Genomic DNA, 15,860 nt, shown 5'->3' with positions numbered 1-15,860 from the left:
CCGTGCGCACCTGGCGAGATCGCCAGGTCGTCATCAATGACGACCCTGCATAGTTCGTGAATTCCGATCTTCCCTATCTCGACGATCGCAGCAGTTTCTCCAGCGGTCGCACCAGCGCCAGCACCGTTTCATCCTGCACCTGCGCCGCCGCATCCAGCCGGGCGTGCATCTGCGCCACCTCGCCTGCGCCATAGGCCTGGTTGCGCTCCAGCGCATTCACCAGATCCAGCCCCATCCGGCTCAGCTCAGCGACCTGACGCACCTGCGGCTGCAGCGCTTTCAGCTGATAGTTGCCCAGCACCAGCGGCATCACTGCATCGCTGTTGCGCTGCCAGCGCTGCAGCTGATGGCGCAGGGCGCTGGCGGCAGCATGATCGCCGCGATTGGCGATCAGCGCATCCACCTGCTTATCCAGCAGGCGCACCGGCTCGCTCTCAGCCGGCAGCACGTCCGCCAGCCGGTTCAGCGGCTCAAAATAGTCATAATGCCCGGCCTGAAACTTCAGGTGCTGGCGGGTGTAATACTGCGCGGGTTCCAGCACTTCCGCCAGCACGCGCAGCGGAGTGATATCGCTGCTGTTGGCCAGCCGCATCATCTGCACCTCGGCCTGCTGATGCTGCTGCAGGCCGACTGACACCGTCCCCCAGCGATCAATCGCGCTGAGCCGCTGGTACATATTCTCGCTGTCGGTCACATCCTGCGCCGACCACAGCCGCTCCGCCACCACAAAGGCGCGCGGCCACAGCCGCGTATCAATCACCCGGCTATTCACGTTCTCCGCCCACAGCGCCGCTTCACCGCCCAGCAAATCACGCTGCAGCTGAGCGGGCGTGGGCAGTACCGGGGCAATACCGGCCGGTATCTGCGCCAGCCTGCTGCCTGTGGTCGGATAGCGTACGTTGCCCACCAGCACGTAGCCGGTCAGGCTGTCACGCGTCAGCGTCACCACCGGCTGAAACGGCCCCATCCAGCTGTCGACGCTGAAGGTCAGCTGCGTCGGTGATAGCCAGCGAATGTCGCTGACCTGGCGTCGCGCCTTGCCGCTGAAATCGATAAAACCGCGCCAGCCGTTTTTGCCCTCAATCAGGGTGAAACTGCCCTGCACCGCGCTGCCTTTCAGACGCGGCATAGTGAACTGCCAGCTTTGCGCCTGATCGTCGGCGCGCAGTTGATCGACGCCGTTCAGCCCCTGCGGCCAGAGCTCGTTGCGATAGTGATACGCGGCGCTCTGCGGCTGGTCGAGATAAAAACCGGTGGAAAGAATGCCGCGATACCCCTGCTTTACCACTTCGCTCAGCGCGTCCTGCCCCTGCCACGACTGAATCACAATACTTTTCGGCAGGTCGGGATGGTACACCTCATCCCAGCCAAGCATGCGCCGCTGATGCGCGGCGAGAATCTTCTCCACCCGCTGGTTGAACCACGCCTGCAGCGCATGGGCGTCCTGCAGGCCGTGGTCGCGCATAAACTGCTGAATCTTCGGTGAGGCGTTCCACTGACTGGGATCGACTTCATCCCCGCCGATGTGAATATAGGGATCGGGAAAGATCGCCGCGACTTCGCCGATCAGCGTGTCGATAAAGCGAAACACCGCTTCATTGCTGGGATCGAGCAAGGGTTTAAACACGCCCCAGCCGCGCTCCATGGCATATGGCCCCGGCGCGCTCATCAGCTCCGGCATCGCTACGGCCAGGGCGGAAGCATGGCCGGGCAGATCGATTTCCGGCACCACGCGCACGCCGCGCTGGGTGGCATAGTGCACCAGCTCGCGCATTTGCTGCTGGCTGTAGAACAGGCCATCACTGGCCTGCTGCTGCAGCTGCGGATAGTGACTGGAAGCAAAGCGCCAGCCCTGATCGTCGGTCAGGTGCCAGTGAAACACATTCATGCGCGCCGCGGCGATACCATCAATCTGCCGCTTGAGGGTTTCCAGCGGCAGGAAATGGCGCACCGGATCGATCAGCACGCCGCGCCACGGGAAGCGCGGCCGATCGTCAATGGTGACAAAGGGAATTTGCGTGCCGCTGGCGGTGTTGGCGATCAGCTGCAGCAGGGTTTCCATGCCGCGCATCGCGCCAAAACGGGTAGGTGCCTGCAGCAGTACGCCACTGCTGCTGACCTCCAGACGGTAGCTTTCGTCGCTGTCCGGTTGCGGTAGCGGATCGACCGCGTCGGCAATCCGGATCTGAATGGCGGGACGATCGCTGGCCGGGCTGGCGGGCAGCAGCGCCCAGCCGGTTTGCCGCGCAATGCGGGCGCGCCAGCGCGCTTCGGCCCCTTCCAGGTGATCGCCGGTGATGTGCAGCGAAAATTGCGGCGTCAGGTTAAACGCGCCACCGCCTGCGGGCTGCGTCACCTGCTGTGGCCACGGCATCAGCGGCAGATCGCCTGCCGGTGCGGCCTGCGTGGAAAACGTCAGGGAACACAAAACGGCCAGCAGCGTACGGGGCAGAAGCATGGTGGGCATCCTTGTAAGGCAAAACGATGGGCCGGAAATGGCGCAAAACGCTCATTAAACCTGTTTCGCAACGCAAAGCAAGTTGCAACCGGCTGAAGTTTGTGCGGCTTAAAACTTTTCAGTGTAGCGGCTGTTGACCACTGCACGGCTTTCAGGCGCTGGCCGCGCTTCTTTGCGACAGGTCAAAAACAGTGCGATTAATTCCCTCTGAAACACCACATGTTGCGATTACACTCCTTAAAATTATCTACATGTAGTTTTCAGCGGAGAAAGGGAAGATGGCAACGGTAGTGATTAAGCGTGACGGTTGCAGGGTGCCATTTGATGCCCGACGCATTGAAGTTGCAGTGCGGGCCGCCGCGCAGGCCGCCCAGGTTGACGACCTGGCCTGGTGCACGACAGTCGCTCAGCAGGTCAGCGCGCAGCTGGCAACGCAGGCTGAAGTCGATATTCGCGACATCCAGTGTGCCGTGGAAGAGGCGCTGATGAGCGGACGCTGGCCACAGCTGGCGCGCGCCTATATCGAATACCGTCACGACCGGGATCTGGCGCGCGAGCAGCGCGGCAAGCTGCACCATGCCATTCGCGGCCTGGTGGAACAGACCAACGCGGCGCTGCTCAACGAAAACGCCAACAAAGACAGCAAAGTGATCCCGACGCAGCGCGACCTGCTGGCCGGCATCGTGGCCAAACATTATGCCCAGCAGCAGTTGCTGCCGCGCGATGTGGTGCTGGCGCACGAGCGTGGGGAAATCCACTATCACGACCTCGACTACTCTCCCTTCTTCCCGATGTTTAACTGCATGCTGATCGATCTGCACGGCATGCTGACGCACGGCTTCAAAATGGGTAACGCCGAGATTGAACCGCCAAAATCCATCGCCACCGCCACCGCGGTGACGGCGCAGATCATCGCGCAGGTCGCCAGCCATATTTACGGCGGCACCACCATTAACCGCATTGACGAAGTGCTGGCGCCATTTGTCACCCTCAGCCTCGAAAAACATCGCCAGATTGCCCGCGAATGGCAAATTGCTGACGTGGAAGCTTACGCGCACGCACGCACGGAAAAAGAGTGCTACGACGCGTTTCAGTCGCTGGAGTACGAGGTTAATACGCTGCACACCGCCAACGGCCAGACGCCGTTCGTCACTTTTGGCTTTGGCCTCGGCACCGACTGGGCGGCGCGCCTGATTCAGCAATCGATTCTGCGCAACCGCATCGCCGGGCTGGGCAAAAACCATAAAACCGCAGTGTTTCCTAAGCTGGTGTTTGCCATTCGCGAAGGCGTCAATCGCCGCGCCGGCGACATCAATTACGACATCAAACAGCTGGCGCTGGAGTGTGCCAGCAAGCGCATGTATCCGGATATCCTCAACTACGACAAAGTGGTGCAAGTCACCGGCTCGTTTAAAACGCCGATGGGCTGCCGCAGCTTCCTCGGCGTTTACGAGGAAAACGGCGAGCAGATTCATGAGGGCCGCAACAACATCGGCGTGATCAGCCTCAACCTGCCGCGCATTGCGTTAGAAGCAAAGGGAGACGAAGCCCGCTTCTGGACGCTGCTGGATGCGCGTCTGGCGCTGGCGAAGCGGGCGCTGATGACCCGCATTGCCCGGCTGGAAAAAACCAAAGCGCGCGTCGCACCGATTCTTTACATGGAAGGCGCCTGCGGCGTACGGCTAAACGCGGACGACGAGGTGGGCAAGATCTTTCGCAACGGCCGCGCCTCGATCTCGCTGGGCTATATCGGTCTGCATGAAACGCTTAACGCGCTAAGCGGCAACGCCGTGCATCCGTATGATGCCGCGCATCTGCGCGCAACCGGCGTGGCGATTGTGACGCATCTGCGCCAGGCGGTGGATGCGTGGAAAGCGGAAACCGGCTACGGCTTTAGCCTGTACAGTACGCCCAGTGAAAACCTGTGCGATCGCTTTTGTCGCCTTGATGCCGCCGAATTTGGCGTGGTGCCGGGCGTGACCGACAAGGGCTATTACACCAACAGCTTCCATCTCGACGTAGAGAAAAAGGTCAATCCGTACGACAAAATCGACTTTGAAGCGCCCTACCCGGCCATCGCTAACGGCGGCTTCATCTGTTACGGCGAATACCCCAACATTCAGCACAACCTGCGGGCGCTGGAAGATGTGTGGGATTACAGCTATGACCGCGTGCCCTATTACGGCACTAATACGCCGATCGATGAATGCTACGAGTGCGGCTTCAGCGGCGAGTTCAGCTGTACCAGCAAAGGCTTTACCTGTCCGTGCTGCGGCAATCACGATCCGGCGCGCGTTTCGGTCACGCGCCGCGTCTGCGGCTATCTTGGCAGTCCGGATGCGCGGCCGTTCAACGCCGGCAAGCAGGAAGAGGTACAGCGCCGCGTCAAACACCTTGATACCGGACAGCTGGGATGATGCACATTCATCGCTACTACGCTGTGGATATCGTGAATGGTCCCGGCACGCGCTGCACGCTGTTCGTCGCGGGCTGCGAACATCAGTGCCGCGGCTGCTACAACCAGAGCACCTGGCGGCCTGACTCCGGCGTGCCGTTTACGCTGGCCATGGAGGAGCAGCTGATCGCCGATCTGCAGGATCAACGCATTCCGCGTCAGGGGCTGTCGCTGAGCGGCGGCGATCCGCTGCATCCGCACAATGTGCCGCATATTCGCCGGCTGGTGAAACGCGTGCGGCGCGACTGTCCGGATAAAGATATCTGGCTGTGGACCGGCTACACCCTGGCGGAGCTGACGGCGGCGCAGCGTGAAGTGATTGCGGAAATCGACGTGCTGATTGATGGACGTTTCATCGAAGCGGAAAAAGATGCGCGGCTGCTGTGGCGCGGCAGCCGCAATCAGACTATCTGGTATCTACGCCAGCCACAGCGCGAGGGTGCCGAGCAGCATGCCGCTGACGGCCACGCCGCAGAAGGCGATCCACAGCGCGCGCGGCGGAAACGCGCGATGCAGCATCAGTAGCGACGGCACGCTGACCGCGGGCAGCGTCACCAGCAGCGCCAGCGCCGGTGCGACGCCCATGCCCGCCAGCATCATGGTTTGCACGATGGGGATCTCGGCGGCGGTCGGGATCACAAACAGGCAGCCGGCGATGGCCATCAGCATCACCCAGAACAGCGTATTCCCCACCGCGCCGTCCGCGTGCGGAAACAGCCAGACGCGCGCGGCGCCGAGCAGCAGCACCGCCACGATGTAGAGCGGAATGGTGTTACAGAACAGCCGCCACATCACGCGCAGCCAGCGCGTCACAAACCGCTCATGGCTTTCTTGCGGCAACAGCGGCGCGGCAACGGCGGTTTCCGGCACGCTGCGCTGCACCAGCATGGCAATCCCCAGCACCATCACCCCACCCGCCACCAGCCGAATGGCGGCAAACTGCCAGCCGAGCACAAAGCCCATAAACACCAGCGTTGCCGGATTAAGCAGCGGATTTGCCAGCCAGAACGCCATCGCCGCACCGCTTGAAACCTGCGCCTGGCGCAGGCCGACGGTCACCGGCGCGGCACAGCAGCTGCACATCATGCCCGGCAGGCCAAAGCCGGTGCCGACCAGCGTGGCCCCCAGCCGGTTGCTGCCCATCAGGCGCAGCAGCCAGCGGCGCGGAATCAGCACCTGCACCAGCGAGCCCAGCACCACACCGAGCACCGCGGCTTTCCACACCGCGAGAAAATAGACCATGGCGTAATCCAGCGCGGCGCGCCACGGCGAATCTGCGGCACTGGCAAGAATAGAGCGGCCGATGGAATGGGTTTCTGCGGCCGTGAAGGCTTTGCCATAGTAAGGCTGCCATTTAACGTACCACAGGCCGATAAGCACCACAGCGAGGAACAGCAGCGGTTTCCACCAGGCGAAGCGGGCCGCTGGTGCAGGTGAGGCGAATTGGGTCATGACCGGTTCCGTATTCAACTGAATAACGTATGCCGCGCGGAGGGCGCGACGCAGATCCCACAGTGTTATTCAGGTTATGCCCGTGTGCCAGCGTCGTCACGCTTAAACTTGATCTGTCTCCGGAATTTAACCAATCCCGCCTGTGCCGGCTGGCTTGCGTTTCCGCGCTCAGGGTCCAGACTTGTCTGTTGAAACGTGTCACGCACAGCAGGTGCGTGACCAGCAAGGAGGAGAAAGATGAGCAAGAAAATAGCGGTTCTGATTACCGATGAATTTGAAGACTCAGAGTTTACCTCACCGGCCGAGGCCTTCACCAAAGCGGGCCATGAAGTGGTCACCATTGAGATGCAGGCGGGCAAAACCGTGAAGGGAAAACAGGGCAAAGCCGAAGTCAAAATCGACAAGGATATTGACCATGTCAGCCCGGCCGAGTTCGACGCGCTGTTGCTGCCCGGTGGTCATTCGCCTGACGCGCTGCGCGGTGACGATCGCTTTGTCACCTTTACTAAAGAGTTTGTCGCCAGCGGCAAACCGATTTTCGCCATCTGTCACGGTCCGCAGCTGCTGATCAGCGCGAACGGCGTGCGCGGTCGCAAAATGACCTGCGTGAAAGCTATCGCCATCGATCTGCGCAATGCCGGCGCGGACTTTTACGATAAAGAGGTGGTGGTTGATGATGACAAGCTGGTTACCAGCCGCACGCCTGAAGACCTGCCCGCGTTTAACCGCGAATCCCTGCGCATTCTGAACGCAGCGTAAGGCGGTCGCCCGGTGCGCCTCTGCGCGTGCCGGGCTAACGCTGCCAGACAATCTTTTTGCCAAACCCCAGCGCGTTATCGGTCATTTTCAGCTCATCCAGCGTAATTTCCCACAGCGGCGCGGTGACTTTTTTTGCCACCGGAAAGCGCGACTGATAGGCCTTCAGCGCCTGCGCCTCATCGGTCAGTTGTATACGACCACTATACTGCACGCCTTTAATCAGCAACACCGTTTTCGGCTGGCCGTTCACCGTACCGGCGACGCGTGGATGCCGCGCCATCAGCGCGCCGTGACGCGTATCGGTTTCGGTCATCAGCCAGAACGCCATACGCGCTTCATCGAACACGTAGAAACAGTTGGCGCACCATAGCGCATCACCGTCGCTGGCACATAGCGACAGCACGTGCTGCTTTTTCAGATAGCGAATCAGATGAGAATGGTCAGACAAGAGCAACTCCGTGCGTTGATAGCGATGCGGCCGCAGGCGCGTTACACTGCCCGCCAGCACATGAACGAGGTTTGTAAATGGAACAGGGCTGGCAGCTGTATATGCTGCAAACCGCCGCCGGGATGCTTTATACCGGCATCACCACTGACGTCAACCGTCGCCTGCAGCAGCACCAGCAGGGGCGCGGAGCCCGTGCGCTGCGCGGCAAAGGTCCGCTGACGCTGGTGTTTCACTGCGCGGCCGGCGATCGCGCGGCGGCCTCCCGGCTGGAGTATCAGGTAAAACAGCTGAGCCGGGCGCAGAAACTGCTGCTGGTTGCCCAGCAGCCGGCCTGCTTAACGGCGTGGTTTAGTCGATACGATTGAAAGGTGCCGAGAAGGCGATCAGCCCTTCTGCCCCATCGAACGCATCGTCCGCCAGTTTATACACCTGAAACGCCGCTTCGCTGCCGGGCCAGCGGCAGTGCAGGCCGTGACGCGCCGCCGGCTCAAAGCCGAGCGGATTGTAGAACTGCGGATCGCCCAGCACCACCACGGCGCTGTAGCTGAACTCATTGAGCGAATCGAGCCCTTCATACACCAGCTGTTTAGCAATGCCCTGACTGCGCACCGAGGCATCAACCGCCAGCGGCGCCAGCGCCACCCAGTTACGATCCTCGCCCTGCAACGTCACCGGACTGAAGGCCGCATAACCCAGCACCTGGCCTTCGTCATCGGTGGCCACCACGCCCAGCGTGAGTAAACCGTCTTCACGCAGCTGCTGTACCAGTTCCGCTTCGGCTGCGGTGGCAAAACTGCGCTTTAACAGGCTGTCGATGCCTGCCGCGTCCACACCAATTTCAGTACGAATCAACATGAGATCCCCGCGCGCGCCTCAGCGGCCTTCGCGTCCTGTGTCATTCCTGCCTCAACAAAAGCAGCCAGCTGCAGCAACCCCGTACGCAATGGCGTGGGCATGGCGTCCAGTTCTATGGCATCCATCAGATTCTTCACCTCCAGTCCCAGCTCCGTGTCGCCCTCAATCACCAGACGGCGCTGAAAGAACAACATATCGGGGTCGGCTTTGCGTGCTGCTACCAGCAGCAGATCGTTGGCTTCGCCACGAAACCAGACATCTGCTTCGGCGTCGCGCGAAACGGTCAGGCGCCCGTCCTGCAGCGTGGTGATCCAGCGCAGATTGACGTCCGCGATCTCAATGCCGAGATAGCGCCCTTGCAGAAAGTCTAACTCACCTTCAGCCAAAGCATGACGAAATTGCCAGTTTAGGAGTTGTTGCAAAACCGTTTTTTTCACGGCGAATGGTGTTAGCGACACCGGTAAAGCGAGGAATTCCGGCCCTTTTTCAATTAACAGGCCGCGTAAGCGTGCGAACATGCGCTGCACTCCCTTGAGAAAATTTTATCTATATTGCCACATCCGACGGCTTTCGCCTCAACCGGGATCAAGGAAATCGCCCCGCGTCTGTGCGAAAATTCTCCATTCCGCCCTGGCAATCCCGCTTTCACTGCCTTAAATCAACATTGCAGCACCTGCGCTTCCTTACACTCAACGGCGTTCAGAATCCGGGGGAGGAAATTGTATGGAACTGCTGTGTCCGGCGGGGAATTTACCTGCGCTGAAATCGGCGGTGGAGCACGGCGCTGACGCGGTGTACGTCGGCCTGAAAGATGACACCAACGCCCGCCACTTTGCTGGTCTCAATTTTACCGATAAGAAACTGGCAGAAGCCGCGCGCTTCCTGCATCAGCACCGGCGTAAACTGCACGTGGCGATCAACACCTTCGCCCATCCTGACGGCCTTAACCGCTGGCAAAGCGCCATTGACGTCGCCGCACAGAACGGTGCCGATGCGCTGATTCTGGCCGATATCGCCACGCTGGAGTACGCCGCCAGCCGCTACCCGCAGGTTGAACGTCACCTGTCAGTGCAGGCGTCCGCCACCAATCTGCAGGCCATTCAGTTTTATCACCGCCACTTTGCGCTGAGCCGCGTGGTGCTGCCACGCGTGCTGTCGATGCACCAGGTGAAGCAGCTGGCGCGCGAAACGCCGGTGCCGCTCGAAGTATTCGCCTTTGGCAGCCTGTGCATCATGGCCGAAGGCCGCTGCTATCTCTCGTCGTGGCTGACCGGCGAGTCGCCGAACAGCGCGGGCGCCTGTTCACCGGCCAAATTTGTGCGCTGGCAGCAGACGGCACAGGGCATGGAGTCGCGCCTGAACGAAGTGCTGATTGACCGTTACGCCGCCGATGAGAGCGCGGGCTATCCGACGCTGTGTAAAGGGCGCTACGAGGTGGATAACCAGCGCTATCACGTGCTGGAGGAGCCCACCAGCCTGAATACCCTGGCGCTGCTGCCAGAGCTGCTGCGCGCCAATATCGCCTCGGTGAAAATTGAGGGACGCCAGCGCAGCCCGGCCTATGTGGCGCAGGTGGCGAAAGTGTGGCGTCAGGCGATCGATCGCTGCATGGCCGATCCGCAACAGTTCACGGTGCAGGCGCCGTGGATGCGCGCGCTCGGTGAACTTTCTGAAGGCAGCCAGACCACGCTCGGCGCCTATCACCGCGACTGGCAATAAGGAGACCGTATGAAATACGCCATCGGCCCGGTGCTGTGGTACTGGCCAACCGCCACGCTGGAGCAGTTTTACCAGCGCGCCGCAGAAAGCAGCGCAGAGATTGTCTACCTCGGCGAAGCGGTGTGCAGCAAACGCCGCGCCACTGCGTTCAGTCAGTGGATGGAGATGGGCCGCACGCTGGCGGCCAGCGGCAAACAGGTGGTGCTGAGCACGCTGGCGCTGCTGCAGTCCCCTTCGGAAGTCAAAGAGCTGCGCCGCTATGTTGAAAACGGTGAGTTCTTACTGGAAGCCAACGATATCGGCACCGTGAACATGGCGGCAGAGCGCAAACTGCCGTTTGTCGCCGGTCCCACCCTGAATGTCTATAACGCGCAGACGCTCCAGCTGCTGCTGCAGGAGGGCATGACGCGCTGGTGCATGCCGGTGGAGATGTCACGCGACTGGCTGATTCAGCTGTTGCAGCAGTGCCATGACGCTGGCCTGCGCGACCGGTTTGAGGTTGAAGTGCTCGGCTACGGCCATCTGCCGCTGGCACTGTCGGCGCGCTGCTTTACCGCGCGTTCCGAAAACCGTGCCAAAGATGATTGCCAGACCTGCTGTATTGATTATCCCACCGGGCGCCGCGTGCTGTCGCAGGAGGGCCAGCAGGTATTTGTCCTGAACGGCATTCAGACCATGAGCGGCTACTGTTACAACCTTGGCAACGATCTCGCCGGTATGCATGGCTGGATCGATATTGTGCGCCTGTCGCCGCAGGATGAGAGCACGCTGGCACAGGTTGATCGCTTCCGCGCTAACGAAGCGGGTGAAGCGCCGCTGATGATGGCGCGCGGCAGCGACAGCAACGGTTACTGGCGCCGCCTGGCCGGAATGGCGCTGGATAGCGGCGGTTAAAGGCACATTCCGGCTATATTCCTGCCGTTATTAGCAGTTTTAATATGGGTAATGATGCGTAATACTGACTGGTGCAGGTTTACTTATCACCTGCGCCATCCTTTGCTGGAGTACCCATGTCTGAGAAGAAAACTGTTCGCCTGTCCGTGCTGGATCTGGCCCCCATTCCGCAAGGCTCGTCTGCGCGCGATGCCTTCCATAATTCGCTGGCGCTGGCGCGTCAGGCTGAAGCCCTTGGCTTTCATCGCTACTGGCTGGCCGAACACCACAACATGACCGGCATCGCCAGCGCCGCAACGTCGGTGCTGATTGGCTATCTCGCCGCTAACACCGAAACGCTGCGCCTCGGCTCCGGCGGGATCATGCTGCCCAATCACGCACCGCTGGTGATTGCCGAACAGTTTGGCACCCTGGAATCCCTCTACCCTGGCCGTATCGATCTCGGACTGGGCCGCGCGCCCGGCTCCGATCAGCGCACCATGCTGGCGCTGCGCCGTCATCTTTCGAGCGCCCAGGCCGACAGCTTCCCGGAAGATGTGGCCGATCTGATCCGCTGGTTCGATGCCGAAGAGGGCGAGCATCCGCCGGTGCAGCCGGTGCCTGGCCTCGGGCTGAAAATTCCGGTGTGGCTGCTGGGTTCCAGCCTGTATAGCGCGCAGCTGGCGGCGCAGCTTGGTCTGCCGTTTGCCTTTGCTTCGCACTTCGCGCCAGACCTGCTGTTGCAGGCGCTGCACCTGTATCGCGAAAAATTCCAGCCCTCTGCGCGCCTGGCAAAACCTTACGCTATGGTGTGTGTCAACGTGGTGGCGGCAGACAGCGATCGTGATGCGCGCTTCCTGTTCACCTCGATGCAGCAGCAGTTCATTAATCTGCGCCGCGGCAAGCCAGGCCCGCTGCCGGCGCCGGTGGAGAACATGGATAACCTGTGGTCGCCGTCCGAACAGTATGGCGTGCAGCAGGCGCTGAGCATGTCGGTGGTGGGCGATAAAGATAAAGTGCGCCACGGCCTTGCCGCGCTGCTGCGCGAAACCCAGGCGGATGAGATCATGGTCAACGGCCAGATTTACGATCCGCAGGCGCGTCTGCGTTCGTTCGCGCTGGCGATGGAAGCCGCACGCACGCTATAAGCCTTACTGCGGTGGGGAGAGTCCTTCCGGCCCCACCGCCATCTTGCGCACATCGCGCGCCGGTGACTGGCCGTAAAAACGGCTGTACTCCCGGCTGAACTGCGACGCACTCTGATAGCCCACCCGATAGCCCGCCGTCCCGGCATCCAGCTTCTCAATCATCATCAGCCGCCGCGCTTCATTGAGCCGCAGCTGCTTCTGATACTGCATCGGCGTCATTGCCGTAACCGCTTTAAAGTGATGGTGCAGCGATGAAATGCTCATGCCAACGCTGCTGGCCAGCTGATCCACCTTCAGCGGTTGATGAAAGTTTTCGCGCAGCCAGCGCGCCGCGCGCGCCACTTTGTTGCCCGGGCGCTCGGTCAGCGCCATGTTCAGAATGCGCGGCCCTTCCGGCCCGGTCAGCAGGCGATAGAAAATCTCCTGCTCAATCAGCGGTGCCAGCGCGGCGATATCCTGCGGCTGATCCAGCAGCGCCACCAGCCGTATCACCGCATCCACCAGCGGCGGCGCGACTTTATGGACGGTAATGCTGCGTTCGGGGGCAGCGCTGCCAATCTGCTGCGGCGGGAAATGCTCCAGATAGCGCAGCAGGCGCGCTTCGTTGATGGTGATGCCGACGCCAAGACAGGGTTTTTCTGGCGTCGCCAGCACCACGCAGGACTGCACCGGCATGTCCATGGTGACCAGCAGCAGATCGCCCGGCCCGTAATGCATCACATCATCGCCCATGCGCAGTGCTTTCTGGCCCTGGGCCATCAGCGCAAAACCCGCCCAGCTGGCAATGTGCGCCAGGCTGGAGGGGTGCGAGCTGCGGCCAAAAGAGAGAAAATCAATCGCGCTGGCGGTGCGCCCATCCTGCTGCGCGTGACGGGCAATCATCGCCACCAGCTGCTGCCACTGTTCCTGATGAATCATGCGTTAAGCACTCCGCGATGAAAAATCACTGAATCCCCCATTCTTACCTGCCGATGCGGTTGCGCCTAGTCCCTGCGCCACAGATTTGCAGGATCGTGCAAAAAGCTTGCAGGATTGCGCTACCGCACAAAGCGGCAACAGCGCATGCTTTACTCACCCGAAATCTCAGGTGGAGAGACACAATGCAAGCACTTGAAGGCAAAATTGCGCTGGTGACGGGCGCGTCGAAAGGCATTGGCGCCGCCATCGCCATGACTTTCGCCGCGGCCGGCGCCCGGGTGGTGGTGAATTATCGTCAGGATGAAGCGGGCGCGACGGATGTGGTGACCGATATCTGCGCGCTGGGAAGCGACGCCATCGCCGTACAGGCCGATATATCCCGTGAAGCTGACGTGCAGCGCCTGTTCGCCAGCAGTATCGCTCAGTTTGGCGCGCCAGACATCGTGGTCAACAACGCCGGCATGTTTCACCATGGCGACTTCGCCAGCCTCAGCGTCAGCGACATGCAGCAGCAGCTCAACGTCAATCTGCTCGGTACGCTGCTGGTGTGCCAGCAGGCGGCGCAGCATTTCCCGGCGCGCGGCGGCTGTATCATCAACCTCAGCGCGCTAAACAGCCAGCGCAGCCTGCCCGGCTCGGTACTGTGGTCAGCGACCAAAGGCGCAATCGATACCTTAACGCAGGGGCTGGCACGTGAGCTGGGCCCGCGTAATATTCGCGTCAACGCGCTGGCGCCGGGGATCATTCTGACCGAAGGGCTGCTGGCAGCGAAAAAAATGAATGCGGAATTTAAAGCGCAGCTGATCGCGGCCACGCCGCTGGGACGCTTTGGCCTGCCGGAGGATGTGGCGCAGGTGGCGCTGTTTCTGGCGTCGGAAGAGTCGGCTTATGTTACCGGTGAGCGGGTGCTGATTGCCGGCGGCGTGTAAAGCCCGCGTTACAGACATAAAAAAAGGACGCTTGCGCGTCCTTTTTATTTTTAAGCGATTAACGCTTATGCATCACGGCGACGTGGTGCAGCTGCACCTTCGTCGCGACGTGGGCCACGGCCACCTTCACGGCTGAAACGTCCGCCTTCACGACCGCCTTCGCGACGCTCAGAGAAACGACGAGGTGCGCCACCTTCACGGTTGCCACCCTCGCGGTTACCACGACGCTCACCACCGAAGTCACGACCGCCGCTACGACGCTCGGTGCGCTCGTGTGGCTGTGCATCGCCCAGCAGCTGCATATTCATCGGCTTGTTGAGAATACGCGTACGCGTGAAGTGCTGCAGGACTTCACCCGGCATGCCTTTTGGCAGCTCGATAGTGGAGTGAGTACCAAACAGCTTGATGTTACCGATGTAACGGCTGCTGATGTCGCCTTCGTTAGCAATCGCGCCCACGATATGGCGAACTTCAACACCATCATCACGGCCCACTTCAATGCGGTACAGCTGCATTTCGCCAACGTCACGACGTTCGCGACGTGGACGATCGCCACCTTCGCGGCTGTCACGGCTGTCACGACGTGGACGGTCGCCGCCACGCTCATCGCGATCGCGGAATTCACGACGCTGTGGACGTGGTGCATCCGGTGGCAGAATCAGTGGACGTTCGCCCTGCGCCATTTTCAGCAGTGCAGCGGCCAGCGTTTCCATATCCAGCTCTTCTTCTGGCTGCATTTTAGCCAGCAGCGCACGGTACTGATCCAGATCGCTGCTTTCCAGCTGCTGCTGAACTTTCGCAGCGAACTGCGCCAGACGACGCTGACTCAGCAGCTCGGCGTTAGGCAACTCAACTTCCGGAATAGTCAGCTTCATGGTGCGTTCGATGTTGCGCAGCAGACGACGCTCGCGGTTCTCAACGAACAGCAGCGCACGGCCAGCACGACCCGCACGACCGGTACGGCCGATACGGTGTACATACGATTCGGCATCCATAGGGATGTCGTAGTTAACCACCAGGCTAATACGCTCAACGTCCAGACCACGGGCCGCAACGTCAGTCGCGATCAGGATATCCAGACGACCGTCTTTCAGGCGCTCCAGCGTCTGTTCACGCAGCGCCTGGTTCATGTCACCGTTCAGCGCGGCGCTGTTGTAGCCGTTACGCTCCAGCGTTTCTGCGACTTCCAGCGTGGCATTTTTGGTGCGCACGAAGATGATGGCAGCATCGAAGTCTTCCGCTTCGAGGAAGCGCACCAGAGCGTCAGACTTACGGCCGTAAGCGGTCCAGTAAGACTGAGAAATGTCCGGGCGTGTAGTGATGCTGGACTGGATGCGCACTTCCTGCGGATCCTTCATGAAACGCTTAGTGATACGGCGAATCGCTTCCGGCATCGTCGCGGAGAACAGCGCGGTCTGATGACCTTCCGGGATCTGCGCCATGATGGTTTCTACGTCTTCGATGAAGCCCATACGCAGCATTTCATCGGCTTCGTCCAGTACCAGACCACGCAGGTTAGACAGGTCAAGGGTACCGCGTTTCAGGTGATCCAGCAGGCGGCCCGGCGTACCGACCACGATCTGTGGACCCTGGCGCAGCGCGCGCAGCTGCACGTCATAACGCTGGCCACCGTACAGGGCCACGACGTTAATGCCGCGCATATGTTTAGAGAATTCTGTCATCGCTTCAGCAACCTGAACCGCCAGTTCGCGGGTCGGTGCCAGCACCAGGATTTGCGGTGCGCGGACAGAAGGATCAACGTTGTTCAGCAGCGGCAGCGAAAACGCTGCTGTTTTACCACTACCGGTCTGCGCCATACCCAGCACATCACGGCCCGCCAGCAGGT

The 15,860-nt window shown here is 60.9% G+C and carries 14 protein-coding genes and 1 pseudogene; 8 read left to right on the top strand and 7 right to left on the bottom strand.

From position 1 onward, the window contains the following. Positions 1–73 precede the first annotated feature (73 nt). The gene (locus tag QMM04_RS06555) at positions 74–2,458 is read right to left on the bottom strand and encodes a family 20 glycosylhydrolase (RefSeq protein WP_282995849.1); all 2,385 of its coding nucleotides are present in this window, start codon (positions 2,456–2,458) and stop codon (positions 74–76) included. A 278-nt stretch (positions 2,459–2,736) separates the two neighbouring features. Here QMM04_RS06555 and nrdD point away from each other — a divergent pair, with 278 nt between their 5' ends. Continuing rightward, a complete protein-coding gene (gene nrdD / locus QMM04_RS06550) occupies positions 2,737–4,875 on the top strand; it encodes an anaerobic ribonucleoside-triphosphate reductase (RefSeq protein WP_282995848.1) in 2,139 nt (712 codons plus the stop codon). Then, positions 4,872–5,336: pseudogene (nrdG, locus tag QMM04_RS06545) on the top strand (anaerobic ribonucleoside-triphosphate reductase-activating protein); the annotation flags it as partial. The gene nrdD and the pseudogene nrdG, both read left to right, overlap by 4 nt. Here the strand turns inward: nrdG and QMM04_RS06540 are convergent. Beyond that, positions 5,331–6,365, bottom strand: coding sequence for a permease (locus QMM04_RS06540; protein WP_282995846.1), 1,035 nt, complete (start codon positions 6,363–6,365; stop codon positions 5,331–5,333). The pseudogene nrdG and the gene QMM04_RS06540 overlap by 6 nt on opposite strands. Positions 6,366–6,602: 237 nt before the next feature. Here QMM04_RS06540 and QMM04_RS06535 point away from each other — a divergent pair, with 237 nt between their 5' ends. Next, positions 6,603–7,124: a type 1 glutamine amidotransferase domain-containing protein gene (locus QMM04_RS06535; protein WP_021507686.1), complete on the top strand. Its 522-nt coding sequence runs from the start codon at positions 6,603–6,605 to the stop codon at positions 7,122–7,124. A 34-nt stretch (positions 7,125–7,158) separates the two neighbouring features. Here the strand turns inward: QMM04_RS06535 and QMM04_RS06530 are convergent, their stop codons facing one another. Further along, on the bottom strand, positions 7,159–7,572 hold the full coding sequence (locus QMM04_RS06530) for a YhbP family protein (RefSeq protein WP_088516032.1): 414 nt from the start codon (positions 7,570–7,572) through the stop codon (positions 7,159–7,161). A gap of 77 nt (positions 7,573–7,649) precedes the next feature. On the opposite strand from QMM04_RS06530, the gene QMM04_RS06525 reads away from it, so the two are divergent. After that, positions 7,650–7,937 carry a GIY-YIG nuclease family protein gene (locus tag QMM04_RS06525; protein ID WP_021507688.1) on the top strand — a complete coding sequence of 96 codons (288 nt, stop codon included), beginning with the start codon at positions 7,650–7,652 and terminating at the stop codon, positions 7,935–7,937. Here QMM04_RS06525 and QMM04_RS06520 read toward each other — a convergent pair. Together QMM04_RS06520 and QMM04_RS06515 are read right to left on the bottom strand one after the other, a co-directional pair. Then, positions 7,921–8,427 carry an N-acetyltransferase gene (locus QMM04_RS06520; protein ID WP_021507689.1) on the bottom strand — a complete coding sequence of 169 codons (507 nt, stop codon included), beginning with the start codon at positions 8,425–8,427 and terminating at the stop codon, positions 7,921–7,923. The two genes, QMM04_RS06525 and QMM04_RS06520, sit on opposite strands and share 17 nt — an antisense overlap. Then, a complete protein-coding gene (locus QMM04_RS06515; protein ID WP_058759570.1) occupies positions 8,421–8,945 on the bottom strand; it encodes an SCP2 domain-containing protein in 525 nt (174 codons plus the stop codon). The genes QMM04_RS06520 and QMM04_RS06515 overlap by 7 nt, the downstream gene beginning before the upstream one ends. A 205-nt stretch (positions 8,946–9,150) precedes the next feature. On the opposite strand from QMM04_RS06515, the gene QMM04_RS06510 reads away from it, so the two are divergent. The 3 genes from QMM04_RS06510 to QMM04_RS06500 all read left to right on the top strand — a co-directional run bounded on the left by QMM04_RS06510 (position 9,151) and on the right by QMM04_RS06500 (position 12,167). Next, complete coding sequence (locus QMM04_RS06510; protein WP_058759571.1) at positions 9,151–10,146, top strand: peptidase U32 family protein; 996 nt, start codon at positions 9,151–9,153, stop codon at positions 10,144–10,146. Positions 10,147–10,155: 9 nt separating this feature from the next. Further along, entirely contained in the window at positions 10,156–11,040 is an 885-nt protein-coding gene (locus QMM04_RS06505) for a U32 family peptidase (protein ID WP_058770682.1), read from the top strand. A 116-nt stretch (positions 11,041–11,156) separates the two neighbouring features. Beyond that, positions 11,157–12,167, top strand: coding sequence for an LLM class flavin-dependent oxidoreductase (locus QMM04_RS06500; RefSeq protein WP_021507693.1), 1,011 nt, complete (start codon positions 11,157–11,159; stop codon positions 12,165–12,167). Between the two features lie 3 nt (positions 12,168–12,170). Here the strand turns inward: QMM04_RS06500 and QMM04_RS06495 are convergent, their stop codons facing one another. Further along, a complete protein-coding gene (locus QMM04_RS06495; protein WP_058770683.1) occupies positions 12,171–13,085 on the bottom strand; it encodes an AraC family transcriptional regulator in 915 nt (304 codons plus the stop codon). Positions 13,086–13,267: 182 nt separating this feature from the next. Between QMM04_RS06495 and QMM04_RS06490 the strand changes: the two genes are divergently transcribed. After that, positions 13,268–14,014: a glucose 1-dehydrogenase gene (locus QMM04_RS06490; RefSeq protein WP_104188023.1), complete on the top strand. Its 747-nt coding sequence runs from the start codon at positions 13,268–13,270 to the stop codon at positions 14,012–14,014. Positions 14,015–14,079: 65 nt separating this feature from the next. Here the strand turns inward: QMM04_RS06490 and QMM04_RS06485 are convergent. Beyond that, positions 14,080–15,860 (bottom strand): DEAD/DEAH family ATP-dependent RNA helicase (locus QMM04_RS06485; RefSeq protein ID WP_282995845.1); only part of this gene is annotated, 1,781 nt, incomplete at its 5' end.

The organism is Pantoea sp. Pa-EAmG (assembly GCF_030024295.1).
Classification (GTDB): domain Bacteria; phylum Pseudomonadota; class Gammaproteobacteria; order Enterobacterales; family Enterobacteriaceae; genus Pantoea; species Pantoea dispersa.
Note: the sequence above shows the minus strand (reverse complement) of the source record. Positions and strands in the feature narration are given on the sequence as shown.

What these genes read in the sequence shown, in the direction of transcription:
- QMM04_RS06500 (WP_021507693.1), top strand. Translation starts at nt 11,157, where the DNA reads ATGTCTGAGAAGAAAACTGTTCGCCTGTCCGTGCTGGATCTGGCCCCC.
- QMM04_RS06505 (WP_058770682.1), top strand. Translation starts at nt 10,156, where the DNA reads ATGAAATACGCCATCGGCCCGGTGCTGTGGTACTGGCCAACCGCCACG.
- QMM04_RS06510 (WP_058759571.1), top strand. Translation starts at nt 9,151, where the DNA reads ATGGAACTGCTGTGTCCGGCGGGGAATTTACCTGCGCTGAAATCGGCG.
- QMM04_RS06520 (WP_021507689.1), bottom strand. Translation starts at nt 8,427, where the DNA reads ATGTTGATTCGTACTGAAATTGGTGTGGACGCGGCAGGCATCGACAGC.
- QMM04_RS06495 (WP_058770683.1), bottom strand. Translation starts at nt 13,085, where the DNA reads ATGATTCATCAGGAACAGTGGCAGCAGCTGGTGGCGATGATTGCCCGT.
- QMM04_RS06535 (WP_021507686.1), top strand. Translation starts at nt 6,603, where the DNA reads ATGAGCAAGAAAATAGCGGTTCTGATTACCGATGAATTTGAAGACTCA.
- nrdD (WP_282995848.1), top strand. Translation starts at nt 2,737, where the DNA reads ATGGCAACGGTAGTGATTAAGCGTGACGGTTGCAGGGTGCCATTTGAT.
- QMM04_RS06515 (WP_058759570.1), bottom strand. Translation starts at nt 8,945, where the DNA reads ATGTTCGCACGCTTACGCGGCCTGTTAATTGAAAAAGGGCCGGAATTC.
- QMM04_RS06525 (WP_021507688.1), top strand. Translation starts at nt 7,650, where the DNA reads ATGGAACAGGGCTGGCAGCTGTATATGCTGCAAACCGCCGCCGGGATG.
- QMM04_RS06540 (WP_282995846.1), bottom strand. Translation starts at nt 6,365, where the DNA reads ATGACCCAATTCGCCTCACCTGCACCAGCGGCCCGCTTCGCCTGGTGG.
- QMM04_RS06490 (WP_104188023.1), top strand. Translation starts at nt 13,268, where the DNA reads ATGCAAGCACTTGAAGGCAAAATTGCGCTGGTGACGGGCGCGTCGAAA.
- QMM04_RS06555 (WP_282995849.1), bottom strand. Translation starts at nt 2,458, where the DNA reads ATGCTTCTGCCCCGTACGCTGCTGGCCGTTTTGTGTTCCCTGACGTTT.